General features: G+C 57.8%; 15 protein-coding genes. 10 read left to right on the forward strand and 5 right to left on the reverse strand.

What is annotated here, in order from left to right:
- On the forward strand, positions 1–1,795 hold a 1,795-nt coding region (locus U8U68_RS10815), incomplete at its 5' end, for a DUF4097 family beta strand repeat-containing protein (RefSeq protein ID WP_322200818.1).
- A gap of 156 nt (positions 1,796–1,951) precedes the next feature.
- Complete coding sequence (locus U8U68_RS10820) at positions 1,952–2,938, forward strand: ComEC/Rec2 family competence protein (RefSeq protein ID WP_322200819.1); 987 nt, start codon at positions 1,952–1,954, stop codon at positions 2,936–2,938.
- Between the two features lie 162 nt (positions 2,939–3,100).
- Here U8U68_RS10820 and U8U68_RS10825 read toward each other — a convergent pair whose 3' ends face one another.
- The 5 genes from U8U68_RS10825 to U8U68_RS10845 form a co-directional block, all read right to left on the reverse strand.
- Positions 3,101–3,928, reverse strand: a complete 828-nt coding sequence (locus tag U8U68_RS10825) for a sugar phosphate isomerase/epimerase family protein (RefSeq protein WP_322200820.1) — start codon at positions 3,926–3,928, stop codon at positions 3,101–3,103.
- Between the two features lie 271 nt (positions 3,929–4,199).
- Positions 4,200–5,405 (reverse strand): Gfo/Idh/MocA family protein, encoded by a 1,206-nt coding sequence (locus tag U8U68_RS10830; protein ID WP_322200821.1) that lies wholly within the window; start codon positions 5,403–5,405, stop codon positions 4,200–4,202.
- Between the two features lie 742 nt (positions 5,406–6,147).
- Complete coding sequence (locus U8U68_RS10835) at positions 6,148–6,639, reverse strand: NUDIX domain-containing protein (RefSeq protein WP_322200822.1); 492 nt, start codon at positions 6,637–6,639, stop codon at positions 6,148–6,150.
- Between the two features lie 224 nt (positions 6,640–6,863).
- On the reverse strand, positions 6,864–7,898 hold the full coding sequence (locus U8U68_RS10840) for a 3-deoxy-7-phosphoheptulonate synthase (protein WP_322200823.1): 1,035 nt from the start codon (positions 7,896–7,898) through the stop codon (positions 6,864–6,866).
- 142 nt (positions 7,899–8,040) lie between these two features.
- Complete coding sequence (locus U8U68_RS10845; RefSeq protein WP_322200824.1) at positions 8,041–11,787, reverse strand: phosphoribosylformylglycinamidine synthase; 3,747 nt, start codon at positions 11,785–11,787, stop codon at positions 8,041–8,043.
- A gap of 369 nt (positions 11,788–12,156) precedes the next feature.
- Between U8U68_RS10845 and U8U68_RS10850 the strand changes: the two genes are divergently transcribed.
- The 8 genes from U8U68_RS10850 to U8U68_RS10885 all read left to right on the forward strand — a co-directional run bounded on the left by U8U68_RS10850 (position 12,157) and on the right by U8U68_RS10885 (position 20,232).
- A complete protein-coding gene (locus U8U68_RS10850; RefSeq protein ID WP_322200825.1) occupies positions 12,157–13,425 on the forward strand; it encodes an HlyC/CorC family transporter in 1,269 nt (422 codons plus the stop codon).
- Positions 13,426–13,730: 305 nt separating this feature from the next.
- Positions 13,731–15,023 carry a hypothetical protein gene (locus U8U68_RS10855; protein WP_322200826.1) on the forward strand — a complete coding sequence of 431 codons (1,293 nt, stop codon included), beginning with the start codon at positions 13,731–13,733 and terminating at the stop codon, positions 15,021–15,023.
- Between the two features lie 380 nt (positions 15,024–15,403).
- The gene (locus U8U68_RS10860) at positions 15,404–15,721 is read left to right on the forward strand and encodes a hypothetical protein (RefSeq protein ID WP_322200827.1); all 318 of its coding nucleotides are present in this window, start codon (positions 15,404–15,406) and stop codon (positions 15,719–15,721) included.
- An 18-nt stretch (positions 15,722–15,739) separates the two neighbouring features.
- The gene (locus U8U68_RS10865) at positions 15,740–17,791 is read left to right on the forward strand and encodes a V-type ATP synthase subunit I (RefSeq protein ID WP_322200828.1); all 2,052 of its coding nucleotides are present in this window, start codon (positions 15,740–15,742) and stop codon (positions 17,789–17,791) included.
- A gap of 3 nt (positions 17,792–17,794) precedes the next feature.
- A complete protein-coding gene (locus U8U68_RS10870; protein ID WP_322200829.1) occupies positions 17,795–18,292 on the forward strand; it encodes a V-type ATP synthase subunit K in 498 nt (165 codons plus the stop codon).
- A 37-nt stretch (positions 18,293–18,329) separates the two neighbouring features.
- Positions 18,330–18,923 carry a V-type ATP synthase subunit E gene (locus U8U68_RS10875; protein ID WP_322200830.1) on the forward strand — a complete coding sequence of 198 codons (594 nt, stop codon included), beginning with the start codon at positions 18,330–18,332 and terminating at the stop codon, positions 18,921–18,923.
- 30 nt (positions 18,924–18,953) lie between these two features.
- Entirely contained in the window at positions 18,954–19,919 is a 966-nt protein-coding gene (locus U8U68_RS10880; protein WP_322200831.1) for a V-type ATPase subunit, read from the forward strand.
- Positions 19,912–20,232 (forward strand): V-type ATP synthase subunit F, encoded by a 321-nt coding sequence (locus tag U8U68_RS10885; protein ID WP_322200832.1) that lies wholly within the window; start codon positions 19,912–19,914, stop codon positions 20,230–20,232. Before U8U68_RS10880 ends, U8U68_RS10885 begins: the two co-directional genes overlap by 8 nt.
- Positions 20,233–20,343: the final 111 nt, after the last annotated feature.

Below are 20,343 nucleotides of genomic sequence, written 5' to 3' on the forward strand. Positions count from 1 at the left end.
AACGCCGCCGACCCCGCCCACGCCGCCGACTCCGCCCACACCCCCGACTCCGCCGACCCCGCCCACGCCTCCTACGCCCCCCACACCCGGGGACCAAGAGGCCATGGCCCGCTACCAGGAGGAGCTGGAGCAAGTGAACGCCCGGCGCCAGGAGGCTTTGGCCCAATATCAGCAGGAGATCACCCAGAGAAACCTGGACTACCAGGCCCAGCTGGAGGACTACCGCCGCCAGCAGGAGGAGGGCCGCCGCCGGTATGAGGAAGAGCTGCGGGACTACCAGGATCAGCTGGCCGAGTATGAGCGGCAGATACGAGAGACCGTCCGCATGGAGGGCGAGCCAATAGAGGGCCCCGCGCCCCAGGCCCCCGGCTGGTATGCCCCCCTGACAGAGCAGGAGTACCACGAAATCTATAGCCGGGCCTATAAAGAGCGTTACGACCCGGCCTATGAGCGCCTGTATTCCCAGGGGGGTCAAGTGGACCCCCTGACGGTCAGCCGCATTGCGGAAGAGGCCGACGCCGCCGCCCACCAGGCGGTGGAAAACGCCCGGGTGGAAAAGCTGAACGCTGTCCAGCCAAAAAAAGGCGGCTGGGAGGGCTGGGTGAACTACCTGGGCGAGGCCCTGAGCGGCCTGGGCCGGGAGATCGACCAGGCTATGTCCGGGCTGGGCAGCGAGATTGACGAGACCATTGGCGAGGCCATGCAGGAGCTTTCGGAGGGCCTGGGCGAGATGCGCGACGAGCTCTTCGAGGCATGGGAAGAGCAGCTGGAAGAAGATGAAGAGGAAGAAGAGGACGAGTATGACCAGGACTTCCCCTTTGGCGGCGGAAACGCGGTGGATGTTCCTGGGGTAGAGCGGCAGGGGGACTGGTATGTTTACACAGCCAACGCGGGAATGAACGCCCTGGAGCGGGTGGAGATTCAGTGGTCCAACGGCCAGGTGCTGCTGCGTCCCTGGGACAAGGACTATGTAGAGGTCTCCGAGCGCTGCAAGCAGCCGCTAAGGGCAGACCAGCGCATGATGTGGGGCGTAACCGACGCGGAGAAAATCTTCATTAAAGATATGCCGGACCAGCGAAAAGGCCTGGTCTCCAAGCTGATTGGCCCCCTCGGGGGCCTGAGCAAGAACCTGACCGTAAGCCTGCCCCGGCGGCTGGCCGCTGAGATTGAAAACTTGAAGGTGAATACCGTCAGCGCCCCGGTGAATATCCAGGAGCTTTCTGGCGAGAGATTTTCGGTCAATACCACCTCGGGGGCTATCTTCCTCCAAGAGGTTCATGGAGAGAGCGTCAAGTTGGGGGCTGTATCAGGCGCCATCTCGCTGCAAGGCATCCACGGGGAAACGCTGAAGGCCAGCAGTGTTTCCGGCGCTCTGAACATGGAGGGCTCATCGGTGGAGACATTGGACCTGGGGTGTACCTCTGGAAAACTGACGGCCCTGGGATTTGAGGCGGAAAACGCCCACCTGCACACAGTTTCCGGCTCTATTGAGGCCCAAGGCAACGCGGAGAGCTTCCAGGTGAGCACTACCTCAGGTAAGGCCGTGCTGCGGGTGGACCAGTGCCCAGAGAGCGCCAGCTTCTCCTCAGTCTCTGGCAGCGCCACCCTGTATCTGCCGGAAAACAATGGCTTTACCGCTAAATGCAGCAGCGTGTCCGGCCGCCTGCGGTGCGAATTCCCAGTGGATGTCTCCAAAGAGGGAAAAGGCAAAAAGGTGGTGGTGTACAAGGACGGCGGCGATACCGACATCAGCTTTAAGACTACCTCTGGCGCGATGGAGATTTTGAAAGCGTAATTCTATAGAGTACAAGACTTTCTGCTGTGGACCGGCCCCCAGGGGCCGGTTCTTTTTTTGATGGGAGGGCCAACAGAGGCGGCCGCGAAAAATATCTTGCAACCTGCCGTGGATTGTGTTAGGATAAACAGAGTAAAAATATAGGAGGAAGCCCCAATGGCAAAATCCCCGTTTCCTATTCCCCGCAGGGGCCGGAGGCCCTACACCCTGGGTCCAGTGGCCGGGCTGGTCATTATCATTATTGCGCTGATTCTATCCAACCGTCTGAATCTTCTGGGCGGCACCTCTCCAGAGGGGGTGCAGTCTGTTCCCCTGCCTGCCGACGCCCAAAACGGCCAGCTGCTGGAGGTCTATTACCTGGATGTGGGCCAGGGAGATAGCCAGCTGGTCCGCATTCCTGGGGAGGGCGGCTATTTCAACGTACTGATCGATACCGGCGAGTATCAGTATGCTGACGGCCTTACGGATTATCTAAAAGATCTGGGAGTCCAGCGGATTGACGCCCTGGTCTGTTCCCACCCCCACACGGACCACATGGGATGTATGGCCCGCATCGTCCAGCGTTTTGAAGTAGACGCCCTTTACATGCCCCGACTGCCAGACGATAAGACCCCCACCACCGCTGCCTATGAGGCCCTGGTGGACGCGGCCTATGAAAAGGGCTTAGCCATTATCCCTTTACATGAGGACGCGGCCATAGAATCTCCGGCGGGCTCTCTGTTCCAGGTAATGTCTCCCACGGTAGACGCGGACTGGGAGGGGGCCAACAACTACTCCGCCGTGGTCCGCCTGGTCTATGGGGAGACGAGTTTTCTCTTTACCGGCGACGCGGAAGAGGAGAGCGAGGAGATCATCCTAGAGGACGGATACCTAGTGGAGTCGGATGTACTTAAGTGCGGACATCATGGCTCCAGCTCTTCCACCAGCGACCCCTTCCTTTTGGAAGTACACCCACAGTACGCGGTGATCAGCTGTGCACAGGACAACCGTTATGGTCACCCTCATCGAGAAACCCTGCAAAAACTAAACGCCGCAAACGTGGAGATTTTCCGTACCGACCAAGATCGCACGGTGCTGGCCCAAAGCGACGGGGAAAAGATCACGTTTACCAAAAACCTGCCTTCCGTAGAGGGGAAGGATTAGTGCCAGCGGCCGGGCATGGAATCGAAACGGTGGGCCATGATAAATGTGTGGGTGAAACCGGCAGAGCGCCTGGTCGAGAGAAGCTAATAAAAAGATAACCCCGCGAGGTTTTCGCAGGGTTATCTTTTTGCGTTAGAAATGTTTCAAGCAGAGAGCGCGGCGTTAAATTCCCAGCACATCCCGCAGATAGATACGGGATACCTCGGCGGAGTGGAAGTTGCACACCTCGGGCCGGTCCAGCTCTACGCAGACCACGCCGTCATAGCCCACCTCTTCCAGGGCGGCCTTTACAGCGGGAAAATTCACAGTGCCGTGGCCAAGGGCCCGGAAGGTGGCCATTTTGGCCCGGCCCTCCGCTTTAGACAAGGCATAGGTATCCACGTCCTTTAGGTGCATATAGGCAATACGGTCTCCATACTGGCGGATTAGCGCCACCGGATCTATGCCCGCCAGGGTGGTATGGGCGGTATCCAAGCAGAAGGATACATATTCCGGGTTGGTGTGGGCCGCAAAGTAGTCAATGTCGCTCTGGCTGAACACACAGGTGCCATAATGGGGGTGGAAGCACACAGTAACGCCCTTTTCTTTGGCATATTGGCCCAGGCGGTTGGCAATCTCACAAGTTTTATCCAGCATTTCGGGGTTGGTGGGCCGTTCAATGGGGCCGTCGTCCCCAAAGCCGCCGTTCTGGCAGTTATACCATTTACCGCCGATCTCTGCCAGAAAGTCTACCTGTTCCATCCCCTTTTGCAGAGAGGCCTCTACATCAAAGTCAAAGTGGCCGTATAGATTCACCAGCTCCACGCCGCAGGTTTCGGCCAGCTTTTTCAGCTCGCTGGGGTCGTCCTTGTAATAGTCCCGGATAAAGGCGAAGTTTTCTACTGTGTCATAGCCCAGGAATTTGCACTCCTTAAAGCTCTGCTCCAGTTGTTTTTTGGCGGTGTCCTGGTCTCCGTGAATCCATGTCCAGCCAGTATATGCTGCTTTCATAATGATAACTTCCTTTCATAGACGCTTTTTATGTTGATTTCTTGGTAATAATACGCTCTTAGGCGTGTCCGTGGTGGACCATCTCCCAGTCCCGGTATTTTTCCGAAGGGGTATGGGCATTTTCTATGAAAATGCCCATTTATTGTGCTGAAAGCACCAGAAAGCCTCCGGCGGCTGGGGGCGCTGCCCCCCGTCCCCTGCCACCTTTGAAAAGGTGGACGAAACTTTTACTGTCATCCGGGCCGCGAAGCTCCGCGTTTCTCTATCCCTCTCAGTCGTCCAGCACCCCGTGCATGGGGTTGTTCTCCATAGGCGCGGTGCGGGTGTACTTGGTGGTCATGGGAACATAGGCCCTGCTCTCCCCAGACCTGCTGAACCCAGTCATAATCTCCAGTACGTGCCTTTGCTGCTGGTAGTTGGCCCGGTGGTCCCGGCCCGTGCGGATGCCCTTGCACATATCTGCCAGGCCCAGGCCCCGGCTGTTCTCAGGGTAGTCATAGAGCAGGGGCATCTCCTTCCAGCCCCGGTAGAAGTCCGGCACCCCGTGGCGGGCAAGGCCTGGGTCGGCTTTTGGGGCCGCCGCCGCGTCCTCGGGCCTTAGCACCAGCACCGGTCCGCCGAAAGTATTGGGGTCTGGCACCATCATGCTGCCTTTGGTACCGTACACCTCAAACCGGGACTGGGCCGTATAGTGCACGTCAAAGGTGGTAAACACCTGGGCAATGGCCCCGCTGGTGAACTCGATATTTCCAGAAAGCCAGGTGTCCACGTCCACTTCAATGGTCTCTCCCTGGTGGGGCTGGGAGGTAATCAGCCGCTGGGGGAAGCTGCGCTTGGCCAGGCCCATCAGGCCTTTGGCTTCGCCCAGCAGCTGCACCAGAGCCGTGATGTAATAGGGGCCCATGTCCAGCATGGGTCCGCCACCACGCTTGTAGTAGAACTCCGGGTCTGGGTGCCAGGTCTCGTGGCCGTGGCAGACCATGGCGCAGCTGGCTCCCACCACATCGCCGATCATTCCACTGTCAATGAGCCGCCGGGCGGTCTGAATGCCCGCGCCCATAAAAGTGTCCGGCGCGCCGCCCAGGCGCAGGCCCTTCTCCTCTGCCAAAGAAATCAGCTCCGCCGCCTCGTCCATGTCCACCCCCAGGGGCTTTTCGCTGTACACGTGCTTGCCATGCAGCAGGGCCTGCTTTGTCACCTCAAAGTGCTCATAGGGACGGGTCAGGTTTAGGACTACCTCTACCTGGGGGTCCTCAAAGGCCGCGTACATATCTTTATAGATCTTTGGCTCTGGGACCTTGGCTCCCTGTTCTATGGCTTCCTTTACATAGGCCGCGCCTTTTTCCGCTCTTTCAGGAATTAGGTCGCAGACGCCAATTAGCTCTACTTCCTGAAACGTGTGGGTAAGACTTTTCAGGTAAATGCCGCTGATGGCTCCCACGCCCACCATGGCAACCCGAACCGGTTTGTTTTCCATTTTGTTCCATCCTTTCTTGGTTGGTTTGTGTCTATTATAGCGTGGCTTGATTGGAAAAGCTATAGGAAAGTTGAAAAAAATGGGGCGGAGCAGCAAAGAGGAAGAAGGAAGCGGTCCAGATGAGGGGGAAGATTTGGGAAAGCCCAGGATGCGTTTATAGGAGAAACCAGTTCTAGCCAAGGCGGGATGAGACTGGGACAAAACGCCTCCCAGGGACTAGGGTTTATTGGAAACATCGAAAACGCCGGCTTTTTGCCCAGAAGAGGCCCCTTTCCGCGTGGGAAATCCTCGTCCACCGCTGGGTTGACTTGCGGAATTCTCCTTGCAACAGACCTCCCTGCTCCAAAATTCGTCTTTCTCTCTAGGTTCCAACAAGCCCAAGAGTCTGTTTGAAAGCTCCGAAACACGGTCTGTTTTGCTCAGGAAGGGTGGCTTTGGCGTCAAAAATCCTGGAAAGGCGCCAGCATTTCTTGCGGTTTTTTCCTGGGACCTACTTGTTTCTGAGCATAAATCCAGCATTTCTCCGATTTTAGAACAGACGCTAGCATCTCTTTTTATGATTAAATGCTATGGAATTCTTGGGGGGACTGTGTACTGATTGGGAAGAACAAAGGGCTTGTCCAGCGAATTTTAGCGGCGGATGAGACTTAAGTCCAAGAGTTGGAAAAAACCAACGCTAAGCGGGCAGAAGCGTTTCATGTACTCCAACCTGTAGGCCCACACGGTACCGGATACACGGACTCTACATACACACCTCATCCCGGCGTACAGAGCCCAAATAGATCGGGCCTGGGGCTTTTAGCACCTCTGCCACCCGCCCCCGCAGCTGAAGGGGCACCAAAGGCAGCCGCCCGGCCTCCTCTGGTGTGACCCAGACACTGCCGGTCTGCTGAAAGTCCAGCTCACAGAGGGCCCCCTGGCCAGTGCCCGGGGCCTGCCGCACCACAAAGATGTGCATGGTCCGGTGGCAGTACTGGGGATACCGCTGGCGCATATCCTCATTGGTGAATATTTCCTCGGCCAGGGCCGCAAAGCGCAGGGGCTCCACGGTAAAGCCTGTCTCCTCCAAAACTTCCCGGACCACGGCCTCTTCCATTGTTTCATATGGGTGCTGGCCCCCACCGGGCAGGTCGTAGTAGACCTCTCCCAGGCTGGTCCGGTGCTGGTTTAACAGAAGCAGGCCCTCTCGAAGGAACAGGGCCTTTGCAGAGTTTCGAATTATGTCTGATTTCAAAATTGTATTCCTCCCTAGGCAGCCTTTAGGGCCTTATAATCAGCCGTAAGAAGCCGCCTATCAACAAAGGGTATAACGGCAGGCCTCCAAAGGCCTTTGCGGATTTTCCCCGCCCCTCTTTATAAAGGGGATGTTTGCGGGTCCGGGATGATTCATAACAACCAAAGACCTTTCTGTTCAAAAGCTCTCTGGTGTTTGTGTTTTAAGAAGGGAATACCAATGACTTAAGAAGCCTTCTCCGCAATACTAAAAATCACGTTCCGGGTGTCTGCCCAGCCCAGACATGGGTCGGTAATGGACTTGCCGTACACCCGCTGGCCCTCAATAGGCTGGCAGCCCTCCTCAATATAGCTCTCAATCATCACGCCTTTTACCAGCCGGTGGAGGTCCGGGTTATAGTTTCGGCTGTGAAGCACTTCGCTGACAATGCGCACCTGCTCCTTGTACTGCTTGTTGGAGTTGGAGTGGTTCACATCCACAATCACCGCCGGGTTTTCCAGGTCCCGGGCCATATATAGCTCACACAGGCGCATAAGGTCCTCGTAGTGGTAGTTGGGCACACAGGTGCCGTACTTGTCCACCCCGCCCCGGAGGATGGCATGGGCCAGAGGGTTACCGGTGGTGGACGCGTCCCAGCCCCGGTAGAGGAAGTTATGGGCGCTTTGGGCAGCCTGGATGGAGTTCAGCATAACCGAGAGGTCGCCGCTGGTAGGGTTTTTCATACCCACAGGGATGTCCATGCCGCTGGCTGTCAGCCGGTGCTGCTGGTTTTCCACAGACCGGGCTCCCACCGCCTCGTAGCTGAGCACGTCGTCCAAATAGCTGCGGTTTTCCGGATAGAGCATCTCGTCGGCAGCAGAGAGGCCGAAGTCCTCCATGACCCGCATGTGCATCCGGCGGATGGCAATGATGCCTTCTAAAAGGTCAGGGTCCTTGTCCGGACTGGGCTGGTGGAGCATTCCCTTGTAGCCCTGGCCGGTGGTGCGGGGTTTGTTGGTATAGACCCGGGGGATGAGCACCAGCTTGTCCTTTACAGCCTGGTTGACCTCGGCTAGACGATGGACGTAGTCCAGTACGGCATCCTGGTTGTCAGCGGAGCAGGGGCCTATAATAACCAGGAATTTTTGGGAACGCCCCAGGAAAATATCCCGGATCTCCTGGTCTCGGGCAGCCTTGATTTCTTGGACCTTGGGGGAGAGGGGATACTGCGCCTTTAGGTCAGCGGGCAGGGGCAGCTGGCGGTTAAGAGACATGGACATTGGTATCACGCTTTCTGCATAAAAATTCGCGGGAATTGAGAAGAAGGAAAAAGCCCGTATGGCCCAAAAGATCTCTTCCGGCGGATACGGGCCCTTCCTGGGGCGGCACGGTGCCGGCAGACCGCCTTTCCGTGCCTTTTGATTACCGGAAATACTCTACGCCGGACTGGAACAGCAGTTGGTCCTTATGTCCGGGTACATTCTTATACAGGTCCCGGCCCCGGCGCTCCGAGTGTCCCATCTTGCCCAGCACCCGGCCGTCTGGGCTGGTAATGCCCTCAATGCCGCAGACCGAGCCGTTGGGGTTCCACAAAATGTCCCCGCTTACCGCGCCATCCGGGTCCACATACTGGGTGGCGATCTGTCCGTTTTGGGCCAACTGCCGCACGGTGGCCTCGTCTGCCACAAAGCGCCCCTCGCCATGGGATACTGGAATGGTGTGCACGTCTCCGGCCCGCACGCCTGCCAGCCAAGGGGATTTTACGCTGGTCACCCGGGTGTATACCATTCGGGAAACATGGCGGCCCAGGCTGTTGAAGGTCAGAGCCGGCGAGTTGGGGTCTAGTGTTTCGCAGATCTTCCCGTAGGGCAGCAGGCCCAGCTTGATCAGGGCCTGGAAGCCATTACAGATGCCCAAAATCAGCCCGTCCCGGGCCTCCAGCAGGTCAGTCACCGCCTGGGCAATGCGGGGATTGCGGAAGGTGGTAGCAATAAATTTGCCCGAGCCCTCGGGTTCGTCGCCGCCAGAAAAGCCCCCCGGGATCATGATAATCTGGCTCTGGCGGATGGCCTTTTCCATGGCTTGAATCGTTTCCTCAATATCTTGGGGGGTCAAGTTCTTTACCACCAGCACCTGGGCCTGGGCCCCCACTTTTTCAAAGGCCCGGGCAGAGTCCACCTCGCAGTTGGTGCCCGGGAAAGCGGGAATAAACACCCGAGGCCGGGCAATGTGCGGGGCGGGTCCGCCGCTGTACTTTTGGGTATAAAGGGGCGCGTCCACAGCCACTGGAACCGGGGCGGCGTGGCTGGGGAAGGTGGCCTCCAAGGTACTGGTCCAAGCGTTAATAAGCCGGTCTATAGAAATCTTCTCTCCCTCCAGCTCCACCTGACCGCATCCATTTGTGTTGCCCAGCAGTGTGCCGCCGGTGACCTGGGCCTCGTCCGAAAGGGCCACCACCAGCGCGCCCTGGGCAGGGGCAAAGAGGGTCTTTTTTGACAGGCCCTTTTCAAACTTAAAGCCCAGTTTGTTGCCAAAGCACATGCGCAGCACACAGGCGGCGGCGCCGCCTTCCCGAACCACTCCGGCGGCCACCACGTCTCCGCACTGGATGTGGCCCTGTACCGCGGTATACAACTCTTTTAGTCTTGGCCAGCAGGGCATTCCATCCCCATCCTCTGGCACGGGGAGCAGTACCAGCCGGGTTCCCGGGTGCTGCACACAGGCAGAAAGGGTGCGGGTGGCCTTGGTCATAGACAGGGCAAAGCTCACCAGGGTGGGGGGCACGTCCAGGTCCTCAAAGGAGCCGGACATGCTGTCCTTTCCGCCAATGGCCGGCAGGCCCATGCCTGTTTGGGCCACAAGGGCCCCCAGCAGGGCCGCCGTGGGCTGGCCCCAGCGGGCCGGGTCCTCATGCAGCCGGGGGAAGTATTCCTGGAAGGTGAGCCGGGCCTTTAGGGGGTCGGCCCCCACCGCCGCCAGCTTTGAGAGGCTCTCCACCACCGCGTAGGCAGCGCCCATAAAGGGCGAATACTTGGCCACCCCGGGAATATACCCGTAGCTCATGGCCGTGGCGTCGTCGGTCTGGTCATTGCGCACGGGCACCTTGGCTACCATGGCCTCTTCGGGGGTCAGCTGGTAGGTTCCCGCCAGGGGCATGAGCACCGTGGCCGCGCCAATGCTGGAGTCGAACCGCTCCAAAAGTCCCTTCTGCCCGCAGACCTCCAGCCGGGCCATGTTGGCCAAAAGGGCCTCGGTCCCCTCCTTGTCCCCAAGAGCGGCGGGAACGCTTTCCCGGTAGTTGGGGCCCTTAGGAGCGCTGATCTTGGCGTCCGCATTCTGGGTCACGCCGTTGGTGTCCAGAAAGGCCCGGGAAATGTCCACAATGCGGTCTCCCCGCCAGGTCATTTTCAGCCGGGGATCCTCTGTCACTGTGGCCACCCGCTGGGCGTCCAGGTTCTCCCCGGCGGCCAGGGCGCAGAAGTGCGCTGCATCCTCTGGAGCCAGCACCACGGCCATACGTTCCTGGCTCTCGGAGATGGCCAGCTCGGTGCCGTCCAGGCCCTCATACTTCTTGGGCACCTGGTCCAGGTCGATGGAAAGGCCCGGGGCCAGTTCGCCAATGGCCACGCAGACGCCCCCCGCGCCGAAGTCGTTGCAGCGCTTGATGAGCCGGGCGGCCTCCGGGGTTCGGAACAGCCGCTGGATTTTTCGCTCGGTGGGGGGGTTGCCCTTTTGCACCTGGGCCCCGCACACCTCCACGGACTTTTCCGTGTGGGCTTTGCTGGAGCCGGTGGCCCCGCCAATGCCATCCCGGCCGGTGGCTCCGCCCAGCAGCACAATCACATCTCCGGGGGCAGGCTCTTCCCGGCGGACGTTCTCTTTGGGGGAGGCCCCCACCACCGCGCCGATCTCCAGGCGCTTGGCCACATAGCCGGGGTCGTACAGCTCTGTCACCTGGCCGGTGGCCAGGCCCACCTGGTTGCCGTAGCTGGAATAGCCAGCCGCCGCCCCGGTGGTGATTTTCCGGGTGGGCAGCTTGCCGTGCAGGGTCTTTTCAAAGGGCACGTTGGGGTCGCCGCTGCCGGTAACCCGCATGGCCTGGTACACATAGGCCCGGCCCGAGAGAGGGTCCCGAATGGCCCCGCCCAGGCAGGTGGCTGCGCCGCCAAAGGGCTCGATCTCGGTGGGGTGGTTGTGGGTCTCGTTTTTAAACTGGATCAGCCAGGTCTCGGTTTTTCCGTCAATGGTAATGGGGGCCTCAATGGAGCAGGCGTTGATCTCGTCACTTACGTCCAAGTCCGGCACCAAGCCCTTTTTGCGCAGATATTTGCCGCCAATGGTGGCCATGTCCATCAAAGAGACTGGGCGGTCCGTATCGCCGTACAGCTCCTGGCGCAGAGAGAGATAGTCCTTCAGGGCCTGCTCCACCGCGGCTGAGAAGGGCCCGGGCTCCACCTCAATATGGTTCAGCCGGGTGAGGAAAGTGGTGTGGCGGCAGTGGTCGCTCCAATAGGTGTCGATGACCCGCAGCTCGGTGACGCTGGGGTCCCTGTGCTCCTGGTCCCGGAAATAGTCCCGGCAAAAGAGCAGGTCGTCCAGGGTCATGGCAAAGCTCATCTGGTCAAAATAGGATTTCATTTCTTCCCGGCCCCATCCGGTAAAGCCCTGTACCCGGGCCACGTCCGCCGGAACGGGGGCGTTCAGCTCTAGGGACTGGGGCTTGTCCATAGAGGCCTCCCGGCTTTCCACAGGGTTGATCAGATAGCCCTTTACCCGGGCAAGATCTTCCTCTGCCAGCTGTCCTTTCAGTCCAATCACTTTGGCGGTAAGCACAGCGGGGCGCTCGCCCTGGGTCAACAGCTGGACGCACTGGGCGGCAGAGTCTGCCCGCTGGTCGTACTGACCAGGCAGATACTCCATGGCGAACACCTGGTACTCGGAAGGAAGGGCATAGTCCTCGGGATAGACGTTATCCATGTTTGGCTCGGAAAGTACCGCCTGCTGGGCGGCGGCGAACTGGTCCGGGGTTAGGCCGGACACATCGTAGCGGTTGAGGATGCGCACATCCTCCAGGCCGGCAAGGCCCAGGTTTTGGCGCAGGTCGGCCAAAAGGCCCTGGGCCTCCACGTGAAAGCCTTTTCTTTTTTCCACAAAAACTCTGGTAACCATAAATGAAACCCTCCATTGCAATAAAGGCGCTGAGAAGTGGTACTGCCTGTATTCTACCACAAAAACGGCGGTCTTGCAATCCCCGGAAAGCCGGAAGCCCCCTGGGGCCTTTCGCGCCAGCTACGGGAAAATATTCCCTGCCCAACGGGGACAAAACCAGACGGACTTCATATTATAATGGTAAAAGCGGCAGCGGGCCAAAAAGCGCGGCCCCCTGGTAAAGCCGTGATTTGTGGGGGTTATATCCCTCTCTGTCCTGCCCCTTGCTTTTTTTTGCTGTATATGCTATAATGTTCCCACTATTTAGCCGCGCGGCTTTTTCGCGCCGTAATCTTTAAACATAGAAACAAAGGTGTTGGTTTTTCCCTTATGGACAGTCACAGTACGGCCCTCGTTCTTATTCTTATTGTTCTGGTGGCCCTTTCCGCTTATTTTTCCGCCACCGAGACCGCCTTTTCCTCTTTGAACCGCATTCGCCTAAAAAATTTGGCCGCTGGGGGCAACAAGCGGGCCCAGCTGGCCTATACCCTTTCGGAAAACTACGACGAGCTGCTCTCTACCATTCTGGTGGGCAACAACCTGGTGAACATTGCCTCTACCACTATTTCCACAGTGCTGTTTGTTTCGGCCTTGGGAGACAGCGCGGGGCCCACGGTTTCCACCATTGTCATGACCATTGTGGTGCTGGTTTTTGGAGAGGTCTCCCCAAAAAGCCTGGCCAAAGAGAACGCAGAGTCCTTTGCCATGATGTCCGCGTCCTTTATCCGGGTGCTTATTGTGGTGCTGAAGCCGGTGAACTTTTTGTTCTCCCAGCTTAAACACGCATTGGGCAAGCTGGTGCGCTCGGGCCCCAAGCATTCGGTGACGGGCAGCGAGCTGCTGACGATTGTGGAAGAGGCCGAGCAGGACGGCGGCATTGACAAAAACGAGGGCGCTATGCTGCGCAACGTTATTGAATTTGACGACATTCAGGCCATCGAAATTATGACCCCCCGAGTGGACGTGGAGGCTGTGCCCAAAGAGGCGACCCGAGAGGAGATTGCGATCGTCTTTCAAGAGACCGGCTACTCCCGGCTGCCGGTGTATGACGAGACCATTGACAGTATTGTGGGAATTGTCCACGAGAAGGACTTTTATGGAACAGGCTGGGGGCCAGGCGGACTGAACGAGCTTTTAAAACCGGCCGAATATATTCCTCCCTCTATGAAGATTTCAGACCTTTTGAAGCTTTTGCAGCAGAAGAAGCTGCATATTGCCGTTATTGTGGATGAGTTCGGCGGCACAGAGGGCATTGTCACCCTAGAGGACGTGATTGAAGAGCTGGTGGGGGAGATCTGGGACGAGCACGACGACGTGGTGCAAGAGGGCATTCTGCCTTTGGGCGAGGGGCTATACCGGGTGTACGGCTCTGTGGCCACGGGCGACCTGTTCGAATTCTTGCACATTGACTGCGAGACAGACGCCACCACGGTGAACGGCTGGGCGGCCCAGCAGATGGACCGCATTCCTCAGGCGGGAGACAGCTTTGCGTACCGGGGCATCAGCTTTTTGGTGACCAAATCTGCGGGGAACCGCGCCGAGGAGATTCGGGTTAAGCTGCCGCCGGCGCCTAAAGCCGCAGATGAAGCGGCGGGGTGAGAGGAAGGTTCTTAAACCCAAACAACTTTATAACATGATTTTGTATCATACATCAGAGGCTGTGCCCTTTTGGGCGCGGCCTTTTGGTTTTAGGGGCTTTGCTGGCGGGGATATTGTGAGAGGCGAAAAAGGAGAGGGGCGGATCATTCAGATTGGACGATCGCGGCCAAGAGATAATCAGCCTTTTTTGAAAATTATAGTAGACATTTCTCAAAATATACGTTATAATAGATGGGTTCAACGGGAAGAAGCCGCTTTATGGGCAAGACTACTTGCGTGAGCGTATAGAAAGGAATGTTGCCATCATGATTCAAAAAATTTTAAAGCGCGCCGCTGCCGGCATTCTTAGCCTGGCTATGTGCGCCAGTTTAACCGCCTGCTATAGTGAAGAGAACACATGGGCCGCTAAAATGGGGGACGATGTACTGCCCATTGGGGGCTATATCTACTATCTTACCAGCGCCTACAACGAAGCCAAGGCCCAGATTGATACCAGCGCCCAGGTGCTGAAGGGTCAGGTGGAAGGCGAAAACGCAGAGAGCTGGATTAGCGGCCGGGCCCAGGACTATATGCGTTCCTATTATTATGTAAGCAAAAAGTTCGACGAGCTGGGCCTTAGCCTTACCGAGGAGGACCAAGAGACTATCCGGAGTACGGCCACCACCATGTGGAGCGTGTATGGCTTTAAGACCCCCATGGAAAAGCTGGGCTGTGCCGAGGCCTCTTTTAACCAGGCCTATGCCCAGTATAATATGAAGCTGACCAAAGTTTTGGCCGCTATGTATGGCAAGGGCGGCGAACTGGAAGTGCCGGAGGAAGAGCTTCATACCTATTATATTGATAACTACACCTACTACCAGTACTTCTATGTGTCTATGTCCACGAAAAATGAGGACGGCACCTCTTCTGACCGCAGCGACGAGGAAAAGGAAGAGCTGAAAGACAAGCTGAAGGAATATGTGGAGAAGATTAATTCCGGCGACCAGGAGTTTGGGGTGGCCGAGGCAAACTTCTCTACCACCACTGGCGTGGAAACCAGCCACAACGACCCAGTGGCCAGCCCGGTTTCCAATATGGGCACCCTGTTCTCTGACGCTTTGAAGGATTTGGATGTGAACGAGGCCGCCTTTGTGGACGCCTCTTCTGGCTGCTATGTTATGCAGAAGCTAGATATTGAGGAGGATTTCAAGGCCCTTCTGGAGGACCAGAACCGGTATGATTCCCTGCTTCAGGGCATTAAGATTACAGAATTCACGGACTATACCATTGAGCAGGGCGCTTCTGTGGACTTCCAGGTGAATCAGAAGGCTATTGACCGGGTAAAGGTTTCTGCCATTGCGGACGCGATGGGTAAGGATGGTTCCTCTTCCGCCTCTTCTGAGAGCAGTTCTTCTACAGAGAGCAGCTCCTCTGCCGAGAGCAGTTCTTCTACAGAGAGCGGCTCCTCTGCCGAGAGCAGTTCTTCTACAGAGAGCAGTTCTTCTACAGAGAGCAGTTCTTCTGCCGAGAGCAGTTCTTCTGCCGAGAGCAGTTCGGAATCCTCTGAGGAGCAGAGTTCCGCGGTGGAATCCTCGGGGGAGTCTTCTTCTGAAGAGTAAGGACGATAGATAGCGGAGCGCGGGAGCGCTGCTTCTAAAACGGAAGGCTTGGCTTGCCAGCAATCGTGTTTCTGAACCAACGGGTTAGAAGTTTTTTATATCATTTCGGACAGAATGTTTCGTAGGAAAAAGCTGTGGATGAAAAGAGGTTTCATCTGCGGCTTTTTTTATCGAATACCCTCCATAGTTTTACATTTATGTTTTGACTTTTACAAAGCCGCGAGGTATAATGGTGATGTCGCATACTAACAGGCCCCCGCCGGTCCTTTGCCGGTAGGGGGAGCAGCTATAAAAAAATAGTGCGGCGTTCCGCCAAAGGACCTGCTTTTGGGCCCTGGAGTGGAAACAATGAGGATTATGCGTGCAGGAGGTGAAATAGTTTGGCGAAAGAGACCATGCAGGCCATCAGCAATGCGGAGCAGAAAGCTCGCGAGACCGTGCTGAATGCCAAAGAGGAAGCCCACAGGCTGGAAGCCGAGGCCCAAGCCCAGGGCCAGCAGGCTGTACAGGCCGCCGTGAAGGAGGCCGGGAAAAAGGCCGGCGTCCTCTGCGGCGTGGCTCGTGCGGACGCGGAAAAGCTGGGCGCCCGGGTGAAGGAAGAGACCCAGGCCCAGCAGGAACGCCTGCGCCACAGCGCGGAGGAAAGCCGCGGCAGGGTCGTGGAAGAGATCCGGAAAATCGTTTTGGGCAAGACCTGACAAGGAGGTTCGATGCAGATGGCGGTAGTGGAAATAAAGCGCATCCATGTGTACGCGCTGAAGAACAACCGCAAAAAGATTCTGGAAATGCTGCAGCGCAAAGCCGTCCTGGAGGTCAACGACCCGGAAGAGGCCAGCCAAGAACTGGAGGGGGGCCCCTTCTCGAAAACGGACACTGCTTCCGCGCGACTCACGTTCGAAAAAAACTCCCAGCTTATCCTAAACGCTGTGGAGACCTTGGACCACTATGCTCCACCCCAAAAGTCCATGCTCTCTATGCTGGAGGGGCGCACGGGTATTACCGCCGCCCAGTATGAAGAGACGGCCAAAGCCGCCCCAGAGCTGAACAAAGCGGCCTCCCGCATCAATGCCCTGGGCAAACAGATTACGGACCAGCAGGCGGAAATAGCCCGGCTGGAAGCCCAAATGGACGCCCTAAAGCCCTGGCTGCCCTTAGACATTTCCATGCGGACCGTGGGCACCAACAGCTCTAGCGTATTTATCGGTTCGTTCCCCGAGGAGCTTACCGAAGGGGAGATCCGCACCCGCCTGGCCCAGGCCCTGCCCGACGTGCCCGGGATAGAGGTGGAAATTATTAGCGCCCAGCCCCAGCAGACCTGCGCCTTTGTGGTGTGTCTGGGCCGGGTGGGCATAAAGGTGGAGGCGGCCCTGCGGGGCATGGGCTTCACCTATCCGGCCGCGCCCTCGAAAAAGCCGCCGGCTGAAAGGCTGGAGGACCTAAAGGGCAGGATTAAAGCGGCCCAGGCGGAGATTGACTCTGCCGAAAAAGAAATCGCCTCCTACGCCGGAAAACGGCGGGAGCTGCTTTTCACTTCCGACTACTATTCCATGCGCGCCAGCAAGTACCAGGTGCTGGGGGACCTGTGGCAGAGCCCCCATGTGTTCTATCTTTCTGGCTATGTTGACGCGGCCGCAGCCCCCTGGCTTCAGCAGGAGCTGGAGGAGAAGTACCAAGCCTTTGTAGAGGTAGAGACCCCAGGGCCAGAGGAAGACCTGCCCATTAAGCTGAAAAACGGTTTCTTCTCCGCCCCGGTAGAGGGCGTACTGGAGGGTTACAGCCTGCCTGGCAAGCATGAGGTAGACCCCTCGAAGGTTATGTGTGTGTTCTACTATGTTTTATTCGGTATGATGCTCTCCGACGCGGGCTACGGCTTTTTGATTGCCCTGGGCACAGGCATTGTGCTCTTAAAGTTCAAAAACATTGAGGCCGGCCTGCGCAAGACCATGAAAATGTTCTTCTTCTGCGGCCTTTCTACCGTGTTCTGGGGCGTAATGTTCGGCAGTTACTTTGGCGACGTAGTGGACGTGGTGGCAAAGACATTCTTTGGCTATGGCGCGGGCCTGCCCGCAGACCAGATCCCCAGCCTGACCCCGCCCCTGTGGTTTGCCCCCTTGGCCGAGCCCATGCGGCTGATGTTATTCAGCTTTCTGCTGGGCATCATCCACCTGTTCGCGGGCCTCGGCATGCAGATCTACCAGCTGTGCCGGCGGGGCAAGTATCTGGACGCTTTGTACGACAGCGGCTTCTGGTACATGTTGGTGGGGGGGCTGATCATTGCCTTGGTTTCCACCAGTATGTTCCAGGACATGATGAGCCTTTCGCTAAATATTCCCCCAGTGGTTACCACCATTGCCCTGGTATTCGCGGGCATTGGCGCGGTGGGCATCATTGCCACCAGCGGCCGGGAGAGCCGGGGCTTTAAGCGCCTGCTAAAGGGTTTATACGGCCTGTATGGGGTTTCCAGCTGGCTTTCGGACATTCTGTCCTATTCCCGCCTGCTGGCCTTGGGCCTGGCCACCGGCGTCATTGCCCAGGTGTTTAACCTGCTGGGCACCATGGCGGGCGGCGGCCCTGTGGGTGTGGTGCTGTTCATTGTGGTGTTCTTGATCGGCCATGTTCTTAACCTGCTTATCAATCTGCTGGGCGCTTACGTACATACCAACCGTTTGCAGTACGTAGAGTTCTTTGGCAAGTTCTATGAGGGCGGCGGACGCAAATTTGAGCCTTTTGCCGCCAAGACAAAATATTTCAAATTTACGGAGGAATAAGAAATGGAAAACTTTGATTGGAGCCAGATGGGTATTGTTTTCGCGCTAATCGGCGCAGTTCTGGCAGCTCTCATGGGCGGTATTGGTTCCGCCATCGGCGTAGGTATGACCGGCCAGGCCGCCGCCGGGGTTGTTACCGAGGACCCCAGCAAGTTCGGTAAAGTTCTGATCCTTCAGCTGCTGCCCGGCACCCAGGGCATTTACGGCCTGCTCATCGGCTTTGTCACCCTCACCCAGATCGGCGTGCTGGGCGGCAGCGCCGAGATGAGCCTCTCCAAGGGCCTGCTGTACCTGGCCGCCTGCCTGCCCATGGCCATTGTGGGCATGGTTTCCGCCAAGTGGCAGGCCAAGGCCGCGGTTTCTTCCATCAGCCTGGTGGCCAAGAAGCCCGACCAGTTCGGTAAGTCCATGATCTTCCCCGCCATGGTAGAGACCTACGCGGTTCTGGCCCTTTTGATCTCCATCCTCTCCATCACCAGCATTGCCGGCATTAACGTATGAGGCGCCCGCTGAACCCTGAGAGAGAGGAGGTAGTTCCATGACCGGACTGGAAGCTATTATCAACCAAATTACCGGTGACGGGCAAAAAGAGGCCCAGGAAATTCTGGATCAGGCCAAAGCCCAGACCGCCGAGGCAATGGAAAAGGCCAAGGCCCAGGCTGCCGAAAAGAGCGCCGCTGTGCTGAAAGACGCCGAGCGCCAGGCCCAGGACATCCGCGACAGGGCGAAGTCCTCTGCCGAGCTGGAGCAGCGCAACCAGATGCTGCTTTTCAAGCAGGAACTCATCCGCGAGACCGTGGACGCCGCCCGGGACGCCATGGAGAATGCCCCGGACGGGGAATATTTCGACATGCTTTTGGATCTTTATAAGCGCTTTGCCCTGGAAGGCCGGGGCGAGATGCGGCTGGGAGCCCGGGACCTTGCCCGGCTGCCCGATGATTTTCTGGCCAAAATGCGCGCAGCCGTTCCCAAGGCGGAGGTCACCATCAGCCCTAAGTCCCACCCAGTAGACAACGGGTTCCTGTTGGTTTACGGCGGCGTGGACATTAATTGCACCTTCAAGGCTGTGTTCGAGGACGCGTACGAAGAGCTGCGGGACGCGGCCGGCAGGCTGCTGTTCCCAGTGGCGTAAACCCCGCCCGAAGAAAGGAAGCCATCTTCTATGAGTGACAATTACATCTATGCGGTGGCACGGGTGCGCTCCCGAGAGCTGGGCCTGCTGGGCCGCCAGGACGTGGACCAGCTGATGGCCTGCCGCAGCTATGACGAGTGCCTGCGGGTGCTAAGTGACAAGGGCTGGGGCGCGGGAGAGGGCGCTTCTTCAGAGGCTGTTTTGGCCGCGGAAGAGGAGAAAACCTGGGCGTTCATCCACGAGCTCACAGACGATCTCACGCCTTTCCAGGTGCTCCTGTTCCCCACCGACTACAATAATCTGAAGGCCGCTATCAAGGCCGTGGTTACCAGCGTCCAGCCCCAGGATGTGTTCCTGCCTGGAGGAGCCGTAGACCCCCAGCTGATGCTGCGCTGCGTACGGGAGGGCGACTTCACCGAGCTGCCTGGCCGTATGGCCCAGGCGGCGGACGACGCTTACCATACCCTGCTGCAAACAGAGGACGGCCAGCTGTGCGACGTGATTTTGGACCAGGCGTGTCTGGCGGACGTGCTGGACTGCGGCAGAAACAGCGAAAGCGATATTTTAGAAGCATACGCCGAAATGCTGGCAGCCACCAGTAACATCAAGGTGGCGGTGCGGGCCTGCAAGACAGGCAAAAGCCGCGCCTTTTTGGACATGGCCCTGGCTCCCTGCGGCAGCTTGGACGTGGCCGGCCTGGCTGTGGCGGCCTGCAAGGGTTTGGACGAATTATTTGCCTATCTGGCGGTAACGCCCTATGGCGAGGCTGCCGAGCGGCTGAAAGACTCCTACTCCGCTTTTGAAAAATGGTGTGACGACAAGGTGATGGACCTGGTGAAGGAGCAGAAAATGAACCCCTTTGGCATCGGTCCGCTGTTCGCCTATGTTATCGCCCGGCGCAATGAGATCAGCACTGTGCGGATTATCCTTTCCGGAAAGCTCAACGAGCTGGACGACGGGATGATTCGGGAAAGACTGAGGGAAATGTATGTATAAAATAGCAGTTTTGGGCGACCGCGACAGCATCTACGGCTTTGCGGCCCTGGGGCTGGAGGTTTTCCCAGTGGCTGATAGCGAAACCGGCGCCAAGACCCTGCGCCGCCTGGCGGAGCAGGAGTATGCGGTGATCTACATTACCGAGGCCCTGGCTCAGGGGCTAGTCTCAGAGCTGGACCGCTACCGTGAAGGGCTTTTGCCAGCGGTAATCCCCATTCCCGGGGTGCACGGCAATACCGGCATGGGCATTAACATGGTAAAGCATTCCGTAGAGCAGGCGGTGGGCTCGGATATTATCTTTAATGGCGACTAAGGAAGGGCGCACCCAAAAGGGAGCTGGCATCTTTGCCCCTTTTGCCCTATGGAAAAGGCTTAGTCTATTACAGTACAATCGCCACACGAAACTATTTTTAGAAATGGGTGA

It is taken from the genome of Acutalibacter intestini (genome assembly GCF_034334985.1).
GTDB lineage: Bacteria > Bacillota > Clostridia > Oscillospirales > Acutalibacteraceae > Acutalibacter > Acutalibacter intestini.